Origin of the sequence: Streptomyces sp. HUAS ZL42 (genome assembly GCF_040782645.1) — a bacterium.
Classification (GTDB): domain Bacteria; phylum Actinomycetota; class Actinomycetes; order Streptomycetales; family Streptomycetaceae; genus Streptomyces.
On the sequence record NZ_CP160403.1, the window covers coordinates 2,711,261 to 2,731,041 of the forward strand.

Consider the following 19,781-nt stretch of genomic DNA (forward strand, 5'->3'; position numbering starts at 1 on the left):
CGCTTGTGAGTGACAGCCCCTTTCAGTCCGAGGCCGGACCCCGCGACGACGCCCCGCAGTACGTGCTGCCGCTGGTCGTCCGTATCGAACGCGCCGCCCCTCCCGCCCGTACCGACGCCCTCGAGACCGCTGCCCGGGCCGTCCTGGCCATGCTGAGTGACGAGCGGTCGCTGGGTGACGGCGAGTGGGCGCAGGCCGTGCGGGACTGGCAGGACGCGCGGATCCGGAAGGTGGTGCGGCGGGCGCGCGGGGCGGAGTGGCGGCGGGCCGAGGCGCTGCCCGGGATCACGGTCACGGGGAAGTCGGCTGAGGTGCGGGTGTTCCCGCCCGTCCCGCTGGACGGCTGGCCCAAGGAGCTGGCCCGGCTCCAGGTCTCCGGCACCGATCTGGAGGATCCGGAGCCCCCGGTCGAGGCGGACCCGGATGTGCCGGTGCTGTGGCTGAGCCCGGACGTCGAGATGTCGGCGGGCAAGACGATGGCGCAGGCCGGGCACGGCGCCCAGCTCGCCTGGTGGGAGCTGTCGGACGAGGAGCGCACGGCCTGGCGTGAGGCGGGGTTCCCGCTCGCCGTGCGCACCGCGCGGCCGGACCGGTGGCGCCGGCTCACCGCGAGCGGCCTGCCGTTGGTGCGGGACGCCGGATTCACGGAGATCGCTCCGGGGAGTTGCACGGTGGTCGCGGAGCATCCGGCCCTGCGGTAGAGGTCCCGCGAACCTCAAATGTTGCTCTGAACGTCCCCGGTGAAGGGTTCGGTCTCCACCGCCGGGGCCATACCCCCCTCACGCCCGGCACGAAGGAGGGGGACCATGCAGCGACTGGGGACGGGAATCGGCTGGCGGCCGGAGATCGCGGACGCCGTGGAGCGCATGCCGGGCATCGACTGGGTCGAGGTCGTGGCGGAGAACGTGTGCCCCGGACATCTCCCCGACTCCCTGCGGAGGATGCGCGAGCGCGGGGTGACCGTGGTCCCGCACGGCGTCTCGCTCGGCCTCGGGGGCGCCGACCGGCCCGACGAGGGGCGGCTGACCGCCCTCGCCGAACGGGCCGAGGCGCTGGGTTCGCCGCTGGTCACCGAGCACATCGCGTTCGTCCGGGCGGGCGGGCCGCTGACGGCCTCCCCGCGCCTGGAGGCAGGGCACCTGCTGCCCGTGCCGCGCACCCGGGACGCCCTCGACGTGCTGTGCGAGAACGTCCGCATCGCGCAGGACGCGCTGCCCGTGCCGCTCGCCGTCGAGAACATCGCCGCGCTGATCTCCTGGCCGGGCGAGGAGATGACCGAGGGACAGTTCCTGTACGAGCTGGCCGACCGGACCGGCGTACGGCTCCTCATCGACGTGGCGAACCTGCACACCAACCACGTCAACCGGGGCGAGGACCCGGCCGACGCGCTCGCCGACCTCCCGCTGGAGGCCATCGCCTACGTCCATGTCGCGGGCGGCTTCGAACGCGACGGCGTCTGGCACGACAGCCACGCCCACCCGGTCCCCCGGCCGGTCCTCGACATCCTGACCGACCTCGCGTCCCGGGTGTCGCCGCCGGGTGTACTGCTGGAGCGGGACGAGAACTTTCCCGAACCGACCGAGCTCGAGCGGGAGTTGGGGGCGATCCGGGAGGCGCTGGAGAAAGGCGGCCGAGGTGAGGCGGTCGCCCCGGTGAGCGATGGCGCGGTGGCCCGCGGACCCGCCCGGGATCTTGGGGCGGCCGCCGCCGAGCCCGCCCGCCGGAGTCTTGCCCTCGCGCAGGCCGCGCTGCTGTCCGCGCTGGTCGCCGGGACGCCCGTCCCGGAGGGGTTCGACGGGGTGCGGATGGGGGTGCAGGCACGGGCACTCGCCGGGAAGCGGGCGGATGTCGTGGCGAAGGTGGCGCCGGAGCTGCCGGGGATCCTGGGGGGCGGCTACCGGGGTGCCTTTCTCGCGTACGCCCAGGGGCATCCGATGACGGGGGGTTACCGGCGGGACGCGTTGGACTTCGTGGAGCAGGTGCTGCTGGGCGGGGGCCTCGAGGAGGGGCGGGTTCGGCGGGAGTTGCGAGAGTGGTGGCTGGAGCGGTCGGGGCCGACGCGGCCTGCACGATCTCCGTTGGCGCGGGTACGGCGGTCTCTGATCCGTCGATGAGCAGACGCCAGGGGGCGGGTGTGGGCGGGGGTGGGTCGCCACCCGGCGCTTGCGGGGTACCGCCCGCGCCCACCCGTGCCACCCCGTGCGGCACGCATGCCCGCGGGCTGACGGACAGCGGCGTCTACGCGCCCGTTCACCGCCAAGTGTGCCGGGATTAACACCCCGTTCAGGTCACACGGGTCAGGCATCCCCTTCGGAGGCGTATTTCACCGTATGTCAACCAATCCCACTCCCCCATTCGCCCCATAATGCCCCCGCCTGCAACCCTTCACCCCCGTACGGCAGTTGGCGTAGCGGCCGAAGTAATATGCCAATCCCGCACACGAAGCAACTAGCGTGCGGTGCCGCAAGCAGGAGGCAGGCACCATGCGACCGCGACCCCCCATCAACGGCCGAGGCATATTCAGTGGCACCGGACTCATCATCACCGGTCTGACGGCGACACTGCTGGCGCTGGTCTTTCCGATCTGGTCGTACGCCGACCGGTCGGGGACGGGGCTGGATGTGCTGAACGCGCAGACCGTGTCGACGAACTACGGGCCGCTCTCCGCGCTCGACCGGGAGTTCATCACGAAGGTCCGGCTGGCCGGGCTGTGGGAGCTGCCCGCCGGTCAGATGGCGCAGCAGAAGGGCACGACCCCGGCCGTACGGACGGCGGGACAGCACCTGATCGAGGGGCACGCCTTCCTGGACGAACGGGTGCGCGGCGTCGCCTCGCGGCTCGGGCTCGAACTGCCCAACGAACCCAACGACCAGCAGCAGGGCTGGCTCGGCGAACTGAACGCGGCGCAGGGCGTGGACTTCGACCGCGAGTTCACCAACATCCTGCGGCTGGCGCACGGCCGGGTCTTCTCCGTCGTCGCGCAGGTCCGGGCCGGCACCCGCAACTCGCTGGTGCGGGACCTCGCCGACGACGCCAACACCACCGTGCTGGACCACATCAAGGTCCTGGAGGCCACCGGGTACGTCGACTTCGACGCCCTGGCGAGGGACATGGCCGCCGCGAGCACGCCCCCGATCACCAACTCCCCCGGCCCGCCCGGCCCGACGACCGCCCCGGCCCCCGCCGTCCCGGTCGTCCCGTCGCCGACCTACACGCTGCCACCGGCCGCCTCCAGCCCGCTCCCGTAGCCCCGGCGGCAAGCGGAACGTCACATACCCACAACGCTCCGTCCGGATGGTGAACAGGGCATAGCGTCGCTCGAGCCCCTTGGCATAGAAACGCGGCATGTTCTGGGTCCTTCTCCTGCTGCTGGCCTGGGCCGTCGCCGGCACGGCGTGCACACGGCTGTGCCTGGCCGCCGTGCACGCGGCGACCGTCGACACGGACGCGGCCCGGGGACACGATCTGACGCTCTACGAGGCGGCGTTCCTGTCCGGCGGGCCCGCGCGGGTCGCCGATCTGACCCTGGTGTCCATGGCGCGGCAGCGCCGGCTGCTGCTCGCCCACACGGGATGGGCGACCGTCGTGGACCCGCGCGGCCGGGACGACATCGAGCGGTCCGTGATCGGGGCGATCGGGCCCGAGGGGCAGTCGCGCATCGCTCCCGTGCGGGCCGCCGCGGCCGCCGCCGACGCGGTGCGCAGCCTCGCCGACCGGCTCGTCAGCGCCGGTCTGGCCGTGCCCGACGGGGCGCGTACGACCGTCGCGGCCGGAGTCCGGCAGGTGCGGATCGCGGCCCTGGTCGTCCTCGCGCTCGGGGTCACCGCGCTGCTGATGCCCGCTCCGTCGGCCATGCCACGCCACCTGGTCGCCCTCTGGTTCGCGCTCCCTCTGGCGCTCACCCTGAGCTGTCTGGCGATCGCACGGGTCGAGGTCCACCCGTACTCGCGCTGGGCCTCGCCGGCCGGGCAGCGGCTGCTCGGCGCCCTGACGCAGCGCATCGGCGGCCCCGGCGACGACCGTACGTACCTGGCCTCCGTCGCCGTGCGCGGTATCCGCGCGGTCGGCGAACCGGACCTGCGCGCCGCGTTCGCGCACCGCGAGTACGGCGAGCCGCGCGACTGACTCACGGACGCCCCGGGTCGGCGCACGGGGGCAATGACGCCGACACCCCCGGGCGGTGCTTGCCTTCCCCAAAGCGCCGACGAAACATCCCTTTTGTCGCCGTCGTGCATCGAAGGGATACGCCATGCGAGCCGCCGCCCTCTACTCGGCAGCCGGGTCCTTGCTCCTGACCGCCCTCGCCGCAGCACCGGCCGGCGGCGCCCCGGGCGTCCCCGACGCGGCGGCGGCCGAGCGGCACGGCACCGCGGCCGCCGCGGAGCGCGCCACGGCGGCGGGCATCGACTTCGGCAAGTGCGCCAAGGAGCAGGATCTGCCGGGAACCATGCAGTGCGGCACGCTGAAGGTCCCACTCGACTACGCGCACCCGGACGGCAAGCAGATCGAACTGGTCGTCAGCCGGGTGCGGGCCACGCACCGCGATCCCCGCAACGGCAAGCACAGGGTGCCCCGCCAGGGCGCCCTGGTCCACAACCCCGGCGGACCGGGCGGCTCCGGCCTGTACTTCCCTCTCGTCGGCCTGCTGCCGGAGTGGAAGCGCATCGCCGCGGCGTACGACCTGGTCGGCTACGACCCTCGCGGGGTGGGCCGCTCCGCGCCCCTGTCCTGCCAGGACCCCAGACGCTTCTTCAAGGGACCGTCCCAGGCGCCGACGCACCCCTCCGAGTCGTACAAGCAGGAGCGCATCGCCCAGGCCAAGGCCTACGCGCGCGGCTGCGCCCAGCGGGCCGGCGACGCGCTGCGGCACTACAACTCGCTGAACAACGCCCGCGACCTGGACGTGCTGCGGGCCGCGCTCGGCGAGCCGAAGCTGACGTTCATGGGGGCGTCGTACGGCACCTACTTCGGCGCGCTGTACGCGACGATGTTTCCCTCGCACGTACGGCGAATGGTGTTCGACTCGGCGGTGAACCCCGACCCGGCGCAGATCTGGTACCGCAACAACCTCGACCAGTCGGCGGCGTTCGAGGACCGCTGGACGGACTTCCGGGAGTGGATCGCCCGGCACGACGACGCGTACGAACTGGGCGACACGGCCGAGGCCGTGCAGACGAGTTACGAGAAGGCACGGGCGCGGCTTTCGGAGAAGCCGGCGGGCGGAAAGGTCGGACCCGCGGAGCTGCAGGCGGCGTTTCTGCAGGCCGGGTACTACGACGACTACTGGCCGCAGCGCGCCCGGGCGCTGTCGGCATATCTGAAGGGCGATCCGAAACCACTGGTCGAGCAGGCCGCGCCGGTGGCGGAGGCGGCGGCCGAGGCGGAGAACGCGAACGCGGTCTACACGGCCGTCGAGTGCAACGACGCGCCCTGGCCGACGGACTGGAACGTCTGGGACCGCGACAACACCCGGCTCGCGCGCGTGGCGCCCTTCGGGACCTGGGACAACGTGTGGACGAACCTGCCGTGCGCCTACTGGCAGGCGCCCCGTCAGCAGCCGCGGGACGTACGGACCGGGCCGGGCGAGCTGCCGCCGACCCTGATCCTGGCCGCCGAGCGGGATGCGGCCACGCCGTACGACGGTGCGCTCGAGCTGCGCCGGCGCCTCGCCGGTTCGGTGCTGGTGACCGAGCGGGACTCGGGGATGCACGGTCTCGCGGGTGGGCCGAACCCTTGTGTCAACGGGCACCTCGAGGCGTACCTGCTGGAAGGGCGGGTGCCGGGGCGGCGGGCGGCGTGTGCGGCGCATTCCGAGCCCAGGCCGTAGCGTGGTCGAACGTCCGCGGGTCGTGTGTGGTTGATCGCGCCCACGCGGCGGAGCCGCATATCGACGCAGCCCCGCGCCCCTGAGGGGCGCGGGTACCCACCATCGTTGATTCGGCTAGGCCAGCCCGGCGACCAGCTCGGTCACCGACTTCCGGCGGCCCGTGAAGAACGGGACCTCCTCGCGTACGTGCATGCGGGCCTCGGAGGCGCGCAGGTGGCGCATGAGGTCGACGATGCGGTACAGCTCGTCGGCCTCGAAGGCGAGGATCCACTCGTAGTCGCCGAGCGAGAACGAGGCGACCGTGTTGGCGCGGACGTCCGGGAAGCCGCGGGCCATCTTGCCGTGGTCGGCGAGCATGCGGCGGCGGTCCTCGTCGGGCAGCAGGTACCAGTCGTAGGAGCGCACGAAGGGGTAGACGCTGACATAGTTGCGGGGCGTCTCGTCGGCGAGGAACGCCGGGATGTGCGAGCGGTTGAACTCGGCGGGGCGGTGCAGCGCCATGTTCGACCACACCGGCGTGAGCGCGCGGCCCAGCTTGGTGCGACGGAAGAGGTTGTACGCCTCCTGCAACTGGTCGCTGGTCTCGGCGTGCCACCAGATCATGAGGTCGGCGTCGGCGCGCAGCCCGGACACGTCGTACGTGCCGCGGATCGTCACGTCCTTGGCGGCGAGCTGGTCGAACAGCTCCTGGACCTCGTCGGCGTAGCCCGCGCGGTCCTCGGGCAGCGCGTCCTTCAGCTTGAAGACCGACCAGAGCGTGTAGCGGATGACCTCGTTGAGGTCCTTGGCCAGCTTGCCCTTGTTCGGGATCCTGCCGGACTCGGTGGTGGGGGCGTCGTCACTCATGGTCCCTATTCTCCTGCTCCTCCGTGCAGACTCTGCACCGGGTGGGCGGTGAGCTCCTGCACACCGGCCAGGTCACCGTGGATCTGGTCCACCGCGGCGTACGCGCTCGCGATGCACGCCGGGATGCCGACGCCGTCGTACTGCGCGCCGCACACGGCAAGGCCCCGGAGCTCGGCGACGTGCTCGCGGATGCGGGCCACGCGCGCGTGGTGGCCGACGGGGTACTGGGGCAGGCCGTCGGTCCAGCGGGTGACCCGGGTTTCGAGGGGGGTGGCGTCGAGGCCGATGGCGGCCTTCAGGTCGTGCCGGGAGACGTCCACGAGGGCGGCGTCGTCGCGGCCCAGGATCTCCGTCTCGCCGTAGCGCCCGACGGACGTGCGCAGCACGAGCACGTCCGGGTCCTCGTCGGCGATCCAGCCCCACTTCTGCGAGGCGAACGTCGACGCCTTGATGGTGCGCCCGTCGACGGGCGGCACGAGGAAACCGCTGCCTTCGGGGAGGGCGATGTCGGCGCGGCGGTAGGCGAGGCTGACCAGCGCCATCGAGGCGTACTCGACGCCGGTGAGTTCGGCGGCGGCCGCGGGGGCCTCGGCGCGGAGCAGTTCGGCGGCGGCGGGCGCGGGGACGGCGACGACCACGGCGTCGGCGTGCAGCACGCGGTCACCGGTGACGACGCGCCAGCCCCCGGGAGACTCCCGTCGCAGCTCGCTCACCGGCGCCCCGGTCAGAATCTCGCCGCCCCTCATGCGCACCGACTCGGCGACCGCGAGCGGCAGTTGGCCGACGCCGCCCTCGATGCCCATGAACACCGGGCCGGTCTGCTGGTTGGCGGCCGCCTTGGCCTGGATCTCGCGGACCGCTTCGGTCAGGGAGCTGTGCGTCCTGGCGACCTGGAAGAGCTGGGGGACCGCCGAGCGCATCGAGATGCGATAGGCGTCGCCCGCGTACACACCGCCGAGCAGGGGCTCGACCAGGCGGTCGACGACCTCGCGGCCCAGCCGTGCCGCCACGTACTCCCCCACCGCCACGTCGTCGCCGACCTCCGTGCGCGGCAGGTCGGCGTCGCGCTCGATACGGGCGAGGCCCTCGTCGGACAGCACGCCGGTCAGGGCGGACGCGGTGCCCGGGACTCCCATCACATGCCCCTTCGGCATGGGGCGCAGGGCACCGCGGGTCCAGAGGGAGGCGGTGGCGGTGGCGGGGGGCTGCAGACGGTCGGCGAGGCCCACTTCGCGCGCGAGGGCCACCGCCTCGGGGCGGCGCGCCAGCATCGACTCGGCGCCGAGGTCCACCCGCACGCCCGCGATCTCGCCGGGCAGCAGCTTGCCGCCGACCCGCTCGGACGCCTCGAGCACGGTCACGCGCGCACCGCGCTGCAGCAGCCGGTGCGCGGCCGCCAGCCCCGCGATCCCGGCTCCGATGACGACGACATGCCCCGGGCCCGTACGTGATCCGCTCATGGCTCCACCCTCTCAGACGCCACCGACCGTCGTGCCAGGGCCATGTGGCCCTGCCGAGTCCCGACCGTGACCGCATCGGAACCGTTCCACCCCAACGTCCCGGCCCGTCCCGGCGTCGAAGGAACGTCAGTCGTCACAACCCTCGGGGGGTACGCCCGCATGCGCGCACAACGTTCCGCACGACGACCCGGCCGGGCTCTGGCCGGGATCCTGCTCGCCGCCCTCGCGCTCACCGGATGCAGCGGCGCGAACGACATGGGAGCCAGTAGCTCCGACGGCAAGGCCGCCGACAGCAAGGGGGAGGCCGTGGCGCCGGAGGGCGCCGGGGACGCCGGCCGGGCGAGCGGCGCGAAGTCGAGCACGCCGCCCAAGCTCACCGCGAACAGCATCATCCGCACCGCGTCGCTGACCGTGCAGGTCAAGAACGTGCCGAAGGCCCTCGACCAGGCCCGCACCGCCACCGAGAACGCGGGCGGCTACGTCGCCGACGAGACCACCACCCGGGACGAGAAGGGCAACGAGCAGACCCGTGTCGTCCTGCGCGTGCCCACCGAACGGTACGAGCAGGTCCTCGCCGACCTGGAGGGGACGGGCAGGCTCCTCGACCGCGCCGCGAAGGCCCAGGACGTCACCGACCAGGTCGTCGACGTGGAGAGCCGCATCCAGTCGCAGCGTGCCAGCGTGGCCCGGATCCGCGAACTGATGGACCGGGCCACCAAGCTGAGCGACGTCGTGACCCTGGAGGGCGAGCTGAGCAGCCGGGAGGCCGACCTCGAGGCGCTGCTCGCCCAGCAGGCGTCCCTGAAGGACCGCACGTCCATGGCCACCATCACCGTCTCCCTGACCCGGACTCCGGTGAAGAAGGCCGAGAAGGACGACGATCCCGGGTTCCTGGACGCGCTCGCGGGCGCCTGGCACGCGTTCGTGACCATGCTGCGCTGGATCGCCGTGGTACTCGGCGCGGTGCTGCCGTTCGCCGCGGTGGCCGTGCTGGTCCTTCTGGTGTGGCTGCGCCTGGTCCGGCCCCGGCTGCCGCGCCGCCCGGCTCCCGCACCCGCGACGGGCGCACTGGGCCCGCTGCCCACGGCCCGTCCGGCGCCGGAGGCCCCGCGCGCGCAGGAGCCGGGTGAGCAGGACTGAAATGCGGCGTCGCCGTAGCGTGTTCGCATGAACATGAGCAGCGCGCACGCTTCGAGGGAACGGCTGGTCGTGATCGGCGGCGACGCGGCGGGGATGTCCGCCGCGTCGCAGGCGCGCCGCCTCAAGGGCCCCGACGAGCTGGAGATCGTGGTCTACGAGCGCGGTCACTTCACGTCCTTCTCGGCGTGCGGCATCCCTTACTGGGTGGGCGGAGACGTCACGGAACGCGACCGGCTCATCGCGCGTACGCCGGAGGAACACCGCGCGCGGGGCATCGACGTACGCCTGCGCACCGAGGTCACGGCGATCGACGTGGAACGGCGGGGAGTGAGCGCGCGGGACGTCGATTCCGGGGACGAGTCCTGGACGTCGTACGACAAACTCGTGATCGCGACCGGCGCCCGCCCGGTCCGGCCGGACATGCCGGGCGCCGACGCCCCGGGCGTGCACGGCGTGCAGACCCTCGACGACGGCCAGGCGCTCCTGGACACGCTCACGCGCGCGCGTGGCCGGCGCGCGGTGGTCATCGGCGCGGGCTACATCGGCGTGGAGATGGCCGAGGCGCTCATCAACCGCGGCTACTCGGTGACCGTGGTCAACCGCGGCAAGGAGCCGATGTCCACGCTCGATCCCGACATGGGCCGGCTGGTGCACGAGGCCATGGAGGGCATGGGTATCACCATGGTCGACGACGCCGAGGTCACCAAGGTGCTCACGGGTGAGGACGGCCGGGTCCGGGCGGTGGCCACGGAGGACGCCGAGTACCCGGCGGACGTCGTCGTCCTCGGCATCGGCGTCACCCCGGAGACCGCCCTCGCCGAGGCCGCGGGACTGCCCCTCGGCGACCACCGCGGCCTGCTCACCGACCAGTCGATGCGCGTGCGCGGCCACGAGGACATCTGGGCCGGCGGCGACTGCGTCGAGGTCCTCGACCTGGTCTCCGGGCAGCAACGCCACATCGCCCTCGGCACGCACGCCAACAAGCACGGCCAGGTCATAGGCACGAACGTGGGCGGCGGCTACGCCACCTTCCCGGGCGTGGTGGGCACGGCCGTGAGCAAGGTGTGCGACCTCGAGATCGCCCGCACGGGCCTGCGCGAGAAGGACGCGCGCAGGGCCGGCCTGCAGTTCGAAACGGTCACCATTGAGTCGACCAGCCGCGCGGGCTACTACCCCGGCGCCTCCCCCATGACGGTGAAGATGCTCGCCGAGCGCCGCACGGGGCGGCTGCTCGGCGTGCAGATCGTCGGCAGGGAGGGCGCGGGCAAGCGCGTCGACATCGCCGCGGTGGCCCTGACGGCCGGCATGACGGTGGAACAGATGACGGCCTTGGACCTGGGTTACGCGCCGCCGTTCTCACCGGTGTGGGATCCGGTGCTGGTGGCTGCCCGCAAGGCCGCAAGAGCGGTAGGGCAACGCCGTTAGGGGCGCGGGGCTGTGTCGATACGCGGCTCCGCCGCGTGGGTGCGACCAGCCCCCGCACCCCGCAACGCTCCTAAGCCGTCCCGCTGATCCGCGGCAAGGAAGCCACAGATGCACTGGGAGCCACGGCCGCCGGCTGCTCACCTCCCGGCTTCGCATGAGCCGCGGCCGGCCGGGTCGACCGCAACCGGTGACTCACCGCCTCATCCAGCGTCACCGGCCGCTGCATCTGCGAGGCAAGCCGCCCCGCCTCCTGGCCGAGGCGCGCCACGTCCTCCCAGGGCAGCCGCAGCACCAGCGAGATCTCCGCCTCGCCGTCGGGCAGGGCGTGCATCGCAGGAGTAACTCGGTCGTTCATCGCCTGTTCCTCACGTCGTCCCCGCGACGCGCCTTCCCCGTGCCGCGGGCGGTTGCCGAGTCATACGCACGCGCGCGTGCCCGCGTTCACCGGTTCGCCCGGCTCATCGGGGGCAGTACTTCCTTGTGGTCATCCCCGTCCATGACGTGAACCCGGTGCGCCGCACCCCCTGGGTGACGTACGCGCTGATCGCCGCGAACGTGTACGTCTTCCTGTCCACGCCCGGTGTCGCCGGTTCCGTGGCGGGCGACAGCAGCCTGTCCCAGCTGTGCCATCTGCAGGCGTTCCTGGACCACTACGCGGCGGTGCCCCAGGAGTTGATCCACCATCAGATGCCGAGGGTGGTCCCCACGGGCGACGTGGGCGTGGGCACGCACGGCGCGGGCTGTGTGGTGGGCCCACCGAGCTACGACAAGTCCCCGGCCCTGTCCGTCCTCACCGCGATGTTCCTGCACGGCAGCTGGCTGCACCTGCTGGGCAACATGCTGTTCCTGCTGATCTTCGGCAACAACATCGAGGACCGCATGGGGCACATCCGGTTCGCGCTGTTCTACGTCGCCTGCGGCTACGCGGCGGCGTACGGCTTCGCGCTCCTCAACGACGACTCGGGCGATCCGCTGATCGGCGCGTCCGGGGCGATCGCGGGTGTACTGGGCGCCTATCTCGTGCTGTATCCGAAGGCGAGGGTCTGGGTCCTCGTCCCGTTCCTGATCTTCCTGCCGCTGCGGCTGCCCGCCTGGCTGGTGCTGGGCTTCTGGTTCGTGCTGCAGGCGGTGTACTCCTCCGGCGAGGGCGTCTCCGACGCCGGCACCGTGGCGTACGCGGCGCACATCGTCGGCTTCCTGGCCGGGATGCTGCTCGCCTGGCCGCTGCGGCCGGGCACGCCACCGCCGCCGGAGCCGCGCGGCCGGCTGTTCGGCAGGCGGGCGCGCCCCCGGCACACGTGGTGAGCTTCGCTCAGCGAGCGGTCTGCGTGTGGACGTACTCCACGAGCCGGGTGAGGGCGTCCGGGTCGGTGGACGGCATGACGCCGTGGCCGAGATTGAAGACGTGGCCCTCGAGTCCCGCCGCCGCGTCGAGGACCTCGCGGGCCTTGGCCTCGACGGCCTGTGTCGTGGTGAAGAGGACCGTCGGGTCGAGGTTGCCCTGCAGCGCCTTGCCGGGGCCGACTCGGCGGGCGGCCTCGTCGAGCGGGACGCGCCAGTCGACGCCGACGACGTCCGCGCCCGCCTCGCCCATGAGGTTCAGCAGCTCGCCGGTGCCGACGCCGAAGTGGATGCGGGGGACGCCGTACTCCGCGACGGCCTGGAAGACCTTGGCCGAGGCCGGCATCACCGAGCGCCGGTAGTCCGCCGGTGCCAGCGCGCCGACCCAGGAGTCGAAGAGCTGGACGGCACTCGCGCCCGCCTCGATCTGGACCTTCAGGAACGCGGCGGTGATGTCCGCGAGACGGTCGAGCAGGTCGGCCCAGAGCTCGGGGTCGCCGTACATCATCGCCTTGGCGTTCTCGTACGTGCGGGACGGGCCGCCCTCGACGAGGTAGCTCGCGAGGGTGAAAGGCGCGCCGGCGAAACCGATGAGCGGGGTGGCGCCGAGTTCGGCGGTGAGCAGGCCGATCGCCTCGGTGACGTAGGAGACGTCCTCGGGAGCCAGGTCGCGCAGCCGGTCCAGGTCGGACCTGGCGCGAACGGGGTTTTCGACGACCGGGCCGACGCCGGGCTTGATGTCGAGGTCGATGCCGATGGCCTTGAGCGGGACGACGATGTCGCTGAAGTAGATCGCCGCGTCCACGTTGTGCCGGCGGACCGGCTGGAGCGTGATCTCGGTGACCAGCTCGGGGCGCATGCAGGACTCGAGCATCGGGACACCCTCGCGCACCTTGCGGTACTCCGGCAGGGAGCGCCCGGCCTGCCGCATGAACCACACGGGCGTGTGCGGCACGGGCTCACGCCTGCATGCCTTGAGGAAGGCGGAGTCGTACGTGGCTGCCGGCTGCGTCGGCTTCTTGCCCGGGGGGGTGTCGTTGGCGCTCACGACGGCAAGTCTCGCACGCCCCGGAAGCCGACGTGGCTGCGGCCCAAGGGGTGTCTTGCCCTGCGCGAAGCCCCCGTTCCCCTTAATCTTCCCCGCATGGCTGCGGCTCAGGGACGACTGTCGGACGGCGCTGACGGGATGGACGATGCGAACGAGGGGGACCCGCATGCGGGGGGTGCGGCTCCGCCGCCCTTCCGGGCTGCCGTCGACGCGCTGAGGACCGCGCGGCTGCGGCCGCAGATCGAGGTGGAGCCGACCCCCGCCCCGCAGCGCCTCGCACCGTTCTCGTACGCGCTGGAGGCCACGGTCGTCGACGGTGACCAGGACCTGGCCGACGGGCGGCTGGTGCTGCTGCACGACCCGGCCGGGCACGACGCATGGCACGGCACCTTCCGCCTGGTGACGCTGGTGCGTGCGGAGCTGGAGCCGGAGATGGCCGCCGACCCGCTGCTGCCCGACGTGTGCTGGTCGTGGCTGACGGGCGCGCTGCAGGCGCGCGGGCTGGCGTACGGCGAGCCGAGCGGCACCGTCACGCGCGCGAGCTCCCACTACTTCGGCGGCCTGTCCGCGCGCCCGGCTGCCTCGCAGATCGAGATCCGCGCGTCCTGGACGCCCCGGGAGGGGCTGGGCGGGGTGCCGGACACGGCGGCGCACCTGGCCTCGTGGTGCGATCTGCTGGCCCAGGTCGCGGGCCTGCCGCCGGCCGGTCCGGGGGACGCGTCGGTGGTGACGCTGCCGCAGCGCCGGGGGCCGCAGTCACGCTGACGTGCCGCCCCCCTCCTAAACAATCTTGGTGATCTCTTTGTCGATACGGCCACTTTCCGCCATGAAGTGCGCCGGACCGAACCGACTCGATCTTCGGATGATCGATCGCGCGTCCGAATTGCACGGATTGTTACTCACTAGATCGTGATCATCCCCTAAAGGCGGACGGGGTTGGTGCCGAAGACGACTGTGACCTTGAAAGCACGGTTCGTCCCGGCTTCACCCCCCACAAGCCGGCCCACTCCCGCACCCCAGGAGGCCTGGTGTCCGTTCTCCTCGAGCAGCCCGCAAGCCTGGTCGCCTACCGCCCGAACAAGCCGACCGCCATGGTGGTCGTGGCCGACCCGCGCGTCCGCTCCACCGTCACCCGCCACCTCTGGGCGCTCGGTGTGCGCGATGTCATCGAGGCCTCGTCCGTCGCGGAGGCTCGTCCCCGCATCGGCAACCCCCGCGACATCTGCGTCGCCGACGTCCACCTCCCCGACGGCTCGGGCCTCACCCTCCTGTCGGAGACCCGCGCCGCGGGCTGGCCCAACGGGCTCGCCCTCTCCGCCGCCGACGACATCGGCGCCGTGCGCAACGCCCTCGCGGGCGGCGTCAAGGGCTACGTCGTCACCGGCACCCGCACCAACGTCGGGCTCCCCACCCGGCCCGGTGCCGCCCCCATCGGCGCGGCCGCCGCCCGCCTGCACCGCCGCCCCCCGGGTGCCCCGAGCCACCCGGGCGGCTACCGCGAGCTGTCCGGCCGCGAGGTCGAGGTCCTGCGGCTGGTCGCGGAGGGTCAGTCGAACAAGGCGATCGGCGTCTCCATGGGCCTGTCCGCACTGACCGTCAAGAGCCACCTCGCCCGCATCGCCCGCAAGCTCGGCACGGGCGACCGCGCCGGAATGGTCGCGGTGGCGCTGCGCACCGGCATCATCCACTGATCCGACGACCGGCGGTTCACGCCCGCTCACTTTGATTGTTCACTGACATGACTGGTTTACGACCCCCGCCCGCCCGCCGACGGAACGTTCCGTCGGCGGGCGCTGTCCACACACGGATACCCTTGACAGGTGACCGACGCCCAAAAGACCGCAGCAGACACATCACTGCGAACCACCGGAGGCGCCCCTCCGGACGACGGCGGATCTTCTGCTACGGGGGCGCCCAGTCCTGAGGCCAGTCCTGAGCCCATACCTCTGCTCGAACCGCGTGAGGGCATCCCGCCCGTGATCGCGGACGAGGCCTCCCTCGCCACGATGATCGCCGCCTTCGCCGCCGGCTCCGGCCCCGTCGCCGTCGACGCCGAGCGCGCCTCCGGCTATCGCTACGGCCAGCGCGCCTATCTCGTACAGCTGCGCCGCGAGGGTGCGGGCACCGCACTGATCGACCCCGTGGCCTGCCCCGACCTGTCGGCGCTCGGCGCGGAGCTGTCCGGCGTGGAGTGGGTGCTGCACGCCGCCACCCAGGACCTGCCCTGTCTGCGCGAGATAGGCATGGTGCCGACACAGCTGTTCGACACCGAGCTGGCCGGACGCCTCGCCGGTTTCCCACGGGTCGGACTGGGTGCGATGGTCGAGAGCGTGCTGGGTTTCGTCCTCGAGAAGGGGCACTCCGCCGTCGACTGGTCGACCCGGCCCCTCCCCGAGCCCTGGCTGCGGTACGCGGCCCTCGACGTCGAACTTCTGGTCGACCTGCGCGACGCGCTGGAGAAGGAGCTGGACCGGCAGGGCAAGCTGGAATGGGCCCGGCAGGAGTTCGACGCGATCGCGGCCGCGCCGCCGGCCGAGCCGCGCAAGGATCCGTGGCGCCGTACGTCCGGCATGCACAAGGTGCGGCGGCGCCGTCAGCTCGCCGTCGTGCGGGAACTCTGGCAGACCCGGGACCGGATCGCCCAACGACGGGACGTGTCCCCTGGCAAGGTGCTCAGTGACGCGGCCATTGTGGAGGCCGCGCTCTCTCTTCCGGCCAACGTGCACGCCCTCGCCGGGTTGAACGGGTTCGGGCACCGTACGGGACGGCGGCAGCTGGAGCAGTGGCAGGCCGCGGTGGATCGGGCGAAGGCGCTGTCCGATGCGCAGTTGCCGCAGCCGGGGCAGCCTGTGACGGGCCCTCCGCCGCCGCGGGCGTGGGCCGACAAGGATCCGGCGGCCGCTGCCCGGTTGTCCGCGGCGCGGGCCGCGGTGTCCGCGCTTGCCGAACGGCTCAGCATGCCTCAGGAGAACCTGATCGCGCCGGACACGGTGCGGAGGGTTTGCTGGGAGCCGCCGAAGAGTGTCGACGCCACGTCGGTGGAGGCTGCTCTTGCGGGATACGGGGCTCGGGCGTGGCAGGTCGAGCAGGTGACGCCGGTGCTGGTGGCGGCGCTGTCCGCCAAGGGTGCGTAAGCGGAACAGGGACGGCGGGATCACGCCAAGATCCTGGTTCGACTTGGAGAGGAACGGGCCGCGGGTGTGACCTTCACCGCTTGGCCCTGCGGGACTGGGCAGCTACGTTACCCACAAGTAGCATGGTTCCTGAGCGCGCGCTCAGCGCATCGCAGCAGTGCCATCCCGCACCTGGAGGAGAGCCATCGTGCCTCGTACCGTCAGGGACGTCGTCTTCGTCGACGGCGTCCGTACCCCGTTCGGCAAGGCGGGCCCGAAGGGCATCTACCACGAGACCCGCGCCGACGACCTTGTCGTGAAGGCGATCCGGGAGCTGCTGCGCCGCAACCCCGGTCTCGACCCGAAGAAGATCGACGAGGTCGCCATCGCCGCGACCACGCAGATCGGTGACCAGGGCCTGACCATCGGCCGCACGGCCGGCATCCTCGCGGGCCTGCCGACCTCCGTGCCCGGCTACTCCATCGACCGCATGTGCGCCGGCGCCCTGACCGCCGTCACCACGGTCGCCGGCTCCGTCGCCTTCGGGGCGTACGACGTCGCCGTCGCGGGCGGTGTCGAGCACATGGGCCGCCACCCGATGGGCGAGGGCGTGGACCCGAACCCGCGGTTCGTCAGCGAGAAGCTGGTCGACGAGTCCGCCCTGTTCATGGGCATGACCGCGGAGAACCTGCACGACCGCTACCCGCAGATCACCAAGCTGCGCGCCGACGAGTACGCGGTGCGCTCCCAGGAGAAGGCCGCCAAGGCGTACGCCGACGGCAAGATCCAGGCCGACCTGGTGCCGATCTCGGTGCGCCGGACCAACCCGGAGGCCGGCGAGACCGGCTGGGGCCTGGTCACCGCGGACGAGCCGATGCGCCCGGGCACGACGCTGGAGAACCTCCAGGGCCTGAAGACCCCGTTCCGCGTCCACGGCCGGGTGACCGCGGGCAACGCCGCCGGTCTGAACGACGGCGCCACCGCCTCGCTGATCGCGTCCGAGGACTTCGCCCGCGAGAACAGCCTGCCGGTGAAGATGCGCCTCGTCGCGTACGCCTTCGCCGGCGTCGAGCCGGAGGTCATGGGCTACGGCCCGATCCCGGCCACGGAGAAGGCACTCGCCCAGGCGGGCCTGTCGATCTCCGACATCGGACTCTTCGAGATCAACGAGGCCTTCGCCGTCCAGGTCCTGGCCTTCCTCGACCACTACGGCATCGCGGACGACGACGAGCGCGTCAACCAGTACGGCGGCGCGATCGCCTTCGGTCACCCGCTCGCCTCCTCCGGCGTCCGTCTGATGACGCAGCTGGCCCGCCAGTTCGAGGAGCAGCCTCAGGTCCGCTACGGCCTGACCACCATGTGCGTCGGCTTCGGCATGGGCGCGACGGTCATCTGGGAGAACCCGCACTTCGAGGGGGACAAGTGAGCACCACCGCTGAGCTTCTGAAGGGGGCGGCCGAGCTGTTCCCCGACGAGGTCGTGACGTCCGCGCACGTACGCCACCTCGACCTGCCGTTCGGTGCGGGGCGCTTCGCCCTCATCACCCTGGACAACGGCTTCGACCACACCAAGCCGACGACCTTCGGCCCGGCCTCGCTCGCGAACCTCAACGCCGCGATCGACCAGGTCGAGAAGGAGGCCGCGGCCGGCGAGATCGTCGGCGTCGGCATCACCGGCAAGCCGTTCATCTTCGCCGTCGGCGCGGACCTCAAGGGCGTCGAGCTCCTCAAGGAGTACGACCACGCGCTCGCCATCGGCAAGGGCGGCCACGAGGTCTTCAAGCGCCTGTCCGGCATCGCGGTCCCGACCTTCGCGTACTACAACGGCGCCGCGATGGGCGGCGGCGTCGAGGTCGGTCTGCACTGCAACTACCGGACCGTGTCGAAGGCGCTGCCCGCCTTCTCGCTCCCCGAGGTCTTCCTCGGCCTGGTCCCCGGCTGGGGCGGCTGCACCCTGCTGCCGAACCTGATCGGCGCCGACAAGGCCGTCTCGGTCATCATCGAGAACTCCCTCAACCAGAACAAGCAGCTCAAGGGTCAGCAGGTATTCGACCTCGGCATCGCCGACGCCATCTTCGAGGGCGCCGACTTCCTTGAGCAGTCGCTGATCTGGACCGCCCAGGTGCTGAAGGGCGACGTCGAGGTCGAGCGCCCGGTGATCGACCGCGGCGAGGCCTGGGACCAGGCCGTCGCCAAGGGCCGCTTCATCGCCGACGGCAAGGTGCACGGCGCCGCTCCGGCCGCCTACCGCGCCCTCGACATCATCGCCGCCGCCAAGAACGGCGACCTGCAGCAGGGCTACGACGCCGAGGACAAGGCACTCGCCGACCTGATCATGGGCGGCGAACTGCGCGCCGGTATCTACGCGTTCAACCTGGTGCAGAAGCGCGGCAAGCGTCCGGCGGGCGCGCCGGACAAGTCGCTGGCCCGACCGGTCACCAAGGTCGGTGTCGTCGGCGCCGGTCTGATGGCCTCCCAGCTCGCGCTGCTCTTCCTGCGCCGCCTGGAGGTCCCGGTCGTCCTCACGGACATCGACCAGGAGCGCGTCGACAAGGGTGTGGGCTACGTCCACGCCGAGATCGACAAGCTGCTCGGCAAGGGCCGTATCAACCAGGACAAGGCCAACCGCCTGAAGGCGCTGGTCACCGGTGTGCTGGACAAGGCCGAGGGCTTCTCCGACGCCGACTTCGTCATCGAGGCCGTCTTCGAGGAGATCGGCGTCAAGCAGCAGGTGTTCGCGGAGGTCGAGGCGGTCGCCCCGGCGCACGCGATCCTGGCGACGAACACGTCCTCCCTCTCGGTGACGGAGATGGCGTCGAAGCTCAAGAACCCCGAGCGGGTCGTGGGCTTCCACTTCTTCAACCCGGTCGCGATCCTCCCGCTCCTGGAGATCGTCCGCGGCGAGAAGACGGACGACGCCTCGCTGGCGACCGCCTTCGCGGTGGCCAAGAAGCTGAAGAAGACGGCGGTTCTGGTGAAGGACGCCCCGGCGTTCGTCGTGAACCGCATCCTCACCCGCTTCATGGGCGAGATCCAGAACGTGATCGACGAGGGCACGCCCGTCGAGGTCGCCGAGAAGGCGGTGGAGCCCCTGGGCCTGCCGATGTCCCCGCTGGTCCTCCTGGAGCTGGTCGGCCCGGCGATCGGCCTGCACGTCTCGGAGACGCTCAACAGGGCCTTCCCGGACCGGTTCACGGTCTCCGAGAACCTCGCGGCTGTCGTCAAGGCGGGCAAGCGCGGCTTCTACGTCTACGACAGCGGCAAGCCGGAGCTGGACCCGGAGGTCGCGGCGCTGCTGAAGCAGGGCGACGTCGTCCTGACCGAGGAGCAGGTCCGCGAGCGCGTCCTGGACGCGGTGGCGCAGGAGATCGGGCTCATGCTCGACGAGGGCGTCGTCGCCGAGGCCCAGGACGTCGACCTCTGCCTGATCACGGGCGCCGGCTGGCCCTTCCACCTGGGCGGCATCACGCCGTACCTGGACCGCGAGGGCGTCTCAGAGCGGGTGAACGGGAAGCGGTTCCTGGCTCCGGGCGTGGCGAGCGTCCCGGCGTAGCAGGGGTCCCGTACAAGGGGCGGGCCCGC

17 protein-coding genes are annotated in these 19,781 nt (G+C 71.9%); 13 read left to right on the plus strand and 4 right to left on the minus strand.

Translation table 11 applies throughout. The features are described 5' to 3' along the window. The first annotated feature begins 5 nt into the window (after nucleotides 1–5). The 5 genes from ABZO29_RS12460 (at nucleotide 6) to ABZO29_RS12480 (ending at nucleotide 5,827) form a co-directional block, all read left to right on the plus strand. Nucleotides 6–701: a peptidyl-tRNA hydrolase gene (locus tag ABZO29_RS12460; protein ID WP_367320247.1), complete on the plus strand. Its 696-nt coding sequence runs from the start codon at nucleotides 6–8 to the stop codon at nucleotides 699–701. A gap of 105 nt (nucleotides 702–806) precedes the next feature. Next, nucleotides 807–2,114 carry a DUF692 domain-containing protein gene (locus ABZO29_RS12465; RefSeq protein WP_367320248.1) on the plus strand — a complete coding sequence of 436 codons (1,308 nt, stop codon included), beginning with the start codon at nucleotides 807–809 and terminating at the stop codon, nucleotides 2,112–2,114. A 369-nt stretch (nucleotides 2,115–2,483) separates the two neighbouring features. Continuing rightward, nucleotides 2,484–3,248 carry a DUF4142 domain-containing protein gene (locus ABZO29_RS12470; protein WP_367320249.1) on the plus strand — a complete coding sequence of 255 codons (765 nt, stop codon included), beginning with the start codon at nucleotides 2,484–2,486 and terminating at the stop codon, nucleotides 3,246–3,248. Between the two features lie 97 nt (nucleotides 3,249–3,345). Further along, the gene (locus ABZO29_RS12475) at nucleotides 3,346–4,125 is read left to right on the plus strand and encodes a TIGR04222 domain-containing membrane protein (protein ID WP_367320250.1); all 780 of its coding nucleotides are present in this window, start codon (nucleotides 3,346–3,348) and stop codon (nucleotides 4,123–4,125) included. Between the two features lie 124 nt (nucleotides 4,126–4,249). Beyond that, nucleotides 4,250–5,827, plus strand: coding sequence for an alpha/beta hydrolase (locus ABZO29_RS12480; RefSeq protein WP_367320251.1), 1,578 nt, complete (start codon nucleotides 4,250–4,252; stop codon nucleotides 5,825–5,827). 114 nt (nucleotides 5,828–5,941) lie between these two features. Here ABZO29_RS12480 and hemQ read toward each other — a convergent pair whose 3' ends face one another. Together hemQ and hemG are read right to left on the minus strand one after the other, a co-directional pair. Beyond that, nucleotides 5,942–6,673, minus strand: coding sequence for a hydrogen peroxide-dependent heme synthase (gene hemQ / locus ABZO29_RS12485; protein ID WP_367320252.1), 732 nt, complete (start codon nucleotides 6,671–6,673; stop codon nucleotides 5,942–5,944). A gap of 5 nt (nucleotides 6,674–6,678) precedes the next feature. Further along, complete coding sequence (gene hemG / locus ABZO29_RS12490) at nucleotides 6,679–8,133, minus strand: protoporphyrinogen oxidase (protein WP_367320253.1); 1,455 nt, start codon at nucleotides 8,131–8,133, stop codon at nucleotides 6,679–6,681. Nucleotides 8,134–8,292: 159 nt separating this feature from the next. Between hemG and ABZO29_RS12495 the strand changes: the two genes are divergently transcribed. Both ABZO29_RS12495 and ABZO29_RS12500 read left to right on the plus strand, forming a co-directional pair. Further along, nucleotides 8,293–9,273 (plus strand): DUF4349 domain-containing protein, encoded by a 981-nt coding sequence (locus tag ABZO29_RS12495; protein WP_367320254.1) that lies wholly within the window; start codon nucleotides 8,293–8,295, stop codon nucleotides 9,271–9,273. Between the two features lie 27 nt (nucleotides 9,274–9,300). Further along, on the plus strand, nucleotides 9,301–10,698 hold the full coding sequence (locus tag ABZO29_RS12500) for an FAD-dependent oxidoreductase (protein WP_367320255.1): 1,398 nt from the start codon (nucleotides 9,301–9,303) through the stop codon (nucleotides 10,696–10,698). A gap of 70 nt (nucleotides 10,699–10,768) precedes the next feature. Here ABZO29_RS12500 and ABZO29_RS12505 read toward each other — a convergent pair whose 3' ends face one another. Further along, nucleotides 10,769–11,053, minus strand: coding sequence for a hypothetical protein (locus ABZO29_RS12505; protein WP_367320256.1), 285 nt, complete (start codon nucleotides 11,051–11,053; stop codon nucleotides 10,769–10,771). Between the two features lie 125 nt (nucleotides 11,054–11,178). On the opposite strand from ABZO29_RS12505, the gene ABZO29_RS12510 reads away from it, so the two are divergent. Further along, the gene (locus tag ABZO29_RS12510; protein ID WP_367320257.1) at nucleotides 11,179–12,003 is read left to right on the plus strand and encodes a rhomboid family intramembrane serine protease; all 825 of its coding nucleotides are present in this window, start codon (nucleotides 11,179–11,181) and stop codon (nucleotides 12,001–12,003) included. Nucleotides 12,004–12,010: 7 nt separating this feature from the next. Here the strand turns inward: ABZO29_RS12510 and hemE are convergent, their stop codons facing one another. Further along, nucleotides 12,011–13,087 (minus strand): uroporphyrinogen decarboxylase, encoded by a 1,077-nt coding sequence (gene hemE, locus ABZO29_RS12515; RefSeq protein WP_367320258.1) that lies wholly within the window; start codon nucleotides 13,085–13,087, stop codon nucleotides 12,011–12,013. Between the two features lie 96 nt (nucleotides 13,088–13,183). Here hemE and ABZO29_RS12520 point away from each other — a divergent pair, with 96 nt between their 5' ends. From ABZO29_RS12520 to ABZO29_RS12540, 5 genes are all read left to right on the plus strand, one after another. Then, entirely contained in the window at nucleotides 13,184–13,852 is a 669-nt protein-coding gene (locus tag ABZO29_RS12520) for a DUF3000 domain-containing protein (RefSeq protein ID WP_367320259.1), read from the plus strand. A 263-nt stretch (nucleotides 13,853–14,115) separates the two neighbouring features. Next, nucleotides 14,116–14,778 (plus strand): response regulator transcription factor, encoded by a 663-nt coding sequence (locus ABZO29_RS12525; RefSeq protein WP_003972894.1) that lies wholly within the window; start codon nucleotides 14,116–14,118, stop codon nucleotides 14,776–14,778. A 129-nt stretch (nucleotides 14,779–14,907) separates the two neighbouring features. Continuing rightward, entirely contained in the window at nucleotides 14,908–16,221 is a 1,314-nt protein-coding gene (locus ABZO29_RS12530; RefSeq protein WP_367320260.1) for an HRDC domain-containing protein, read from the plus strand. Nucleotides 16,222–16,408: 187 nt separating this feature from the next. Beyond that, nucleotides 16,409–17,626 carry an acetyl-CoA C-acyltransferase gene (locus ABZO29_RS12535; protein ID WP_367320261.1) on the plus strand — a complete coding sequence of 406 codons (1,218 nt, stop codon included), beginning with the start codon at nucleotides 16,409–16,411 and terminating at the stop codon, nucleotides 17,624–17,626. Then, nucleotides 17,623–19,752, plus strand: a complete 2,130-nt coding sequence (locus ABZO29_RS12540) for a 3-hydroxyacyl-CoA dehydrogenase NAD-binding domain-containing protein (protein WP_367320262.1) — start codon at nucleotides 17,623–17,625, stop codon at nucleotides 19,750–19,752. Before ABZO29_RS12535 ends, ABZO29_RS12540 begins: the two co-directional genes overlap by 4 nt. Nucleotides 19,753–19,781 lie beyond the last annotated feature (29 nt).